General features: G+C 71.1%; 1 protein-coding gene. It reads left to right on the forward strand.

Going from position 1 to position 1808, the window contains the following annotated elements:
- On the forward strand, positions 1–1808 hold a 1808-nt coding region (locus ACFV5N_RS27585), incomplete at both ends, for a ribonuclease E/G (RefSeq protein ID WP_385605199.1).

A 1808-nucleotide genomic window follows, 5' to 3' on the forward strand; every position in this document is an offset into this window, starting at 1 on the left:
GAGGGCGACAGCGAGAGCGACTCCCGGCCGGTGACCGAGGCCGCCGACGAGGCCGCCGAGGAGGTCCCGGCGGAGCCCGACGAGGCCGCCGAGGAGCAGGAGAACGCCGAGGAGGCGCAGGGCGAGGGGTCGGGTTCCGGTTCGTCCCGGCGCCGTCGCCGTCGCCGCCGGCGCACCGAGGACGCGGGCGAGGGCGGGGCCACCGGCACCGACGACCCCGAGCGCACGGTCATCAAGGTCCGTGAGCCGCGCAAGAAGAAGGACGAGCCGACCGAGGCCGGCGACGGCGTGCAGTCGATCAAGGGCTCCACCCGGCTGGAGGCCAAGAAGCAGCGCCGCCGCGAGGGCCGGGAGCAGGGCCGCCGCCGGGTGCCGATCATCACCGAGGCCGAGTTCCTCGCCCGCCGCGAGGCGGTCGAGCGGGTCATGGTGGTGCGGCAGCAGGGCGACCGCACCCAGATCGGGGTGCTGGAGGACAACGTCCTCGTCGAGCACTTCGTGAACAAGGAGCAGTCCTCCAGCTACGTCGGCAACGTCTACCTCGGCAAGGTGCAGAACGTGCTGCCCTCGATGGAGGCGGCGTTCGTCGACATCGGCAAGGGCCGCAACGCGGTGCTGTACGCCGGTGAGGTCAACTTCGAGTCGCTGGGGCTCGGCAACGGCCCGCGCCGTATCGAGTCGGCGCTGAAGTCCGGCCAGCCCGTCCTCGTCCAGGTCACCAAGGACCCGATCGGACACAAGGGCGCGCGGCTGACCAGCCAGATCTCGCTGCCCGGCCGGTACCTGGTGTACGTGCCCGAGGGGTCGATGACCGGGATCAGCCGCAAGCTGCCGGACACCGAGCGGGCGCGGCTGAAGCAGATCCTGAAGAAGATCCTTCCCGAGGACGCGGGCGTCATCGTGCGGACCGCCGCCGAGGGCGCCAGCGAGGAGGAGCTGACCCGCGACGTCGAGCGGCTCCAGGCGCAGTGGGAGGAGATCCAGAAGCGGGCGAAGAAGGGCAACGCCCCGACGCTGCTGTACGGCGAGCCCGACATGACCGTGCGCGTGGTGCGGGACATCTTCAACGAGGACTTCTCGAAGGTCATCGTCAGCGGTGACGAGGCGTGGAACACCATCCACGGCTATGTCTCGCAGGTGGCGCCCGATCTGTCCGAGCGGCTCCAGCGCTGGACCTCCGAGGTGGACGTCTTCGCCACCTACCGGATCGACGAGCAGCTGATGAAGGCGCTGGACCGCAAGGTGTGGCTGCCCAGCGGCGGCTCGCTGGTGATCGACCGCACCGAGGCCATGGTGGTCATCGATGTGAACACCGGCCGGTTCACCGGGCAGGGCGGCAACCTGGAGGAGACCGTCACCCGGAACAACCTGGAGGCGGCCGAGGAGATCGTGCGGCAGCTGCGGCTGCGGGACCTCGGCGGCATCATCGTGATCGACTTCATCGACATGGTGCTGGAGTCGAACCGCGATCTGGTGCTGCGGCGGCTGCTGGAGTGCCTGGGCCGGGACCGGACCAAGCACCAGGTGGCCGAGGTCACCTCGCTCGGCCTGGTGCAGATGACCCGCAAGCGGGTCGGCCAGGGGCTGCTGGAGTCGTTCTCCGAGCCGTGCGTGCACTGCAACGGGCGCGGCGTCATCGTCCACATGGAGCAGCCGCACACGCACGCCGGTGCCGGTGCCGGGGGCGGCGGCAAGAAGGGCAAGGGCGGCAAGGCCGGCCGCAAGGAGAAGGCCGCCGCGGCGGCCGCTCCCGAGGCCGAGGCCGCGCCGGTGCCCGAGACCGTGGCGGCGCCCGACGTGGTGCCCGC

This window comes from Streptomyces sp. NPDC059853 (assembly GCF_042731495.1).
GTDB lineage: Bacteria > Actinomycetota > Actinomycetes > Streptomycetales > Streptomycetaceae > Streptomyces.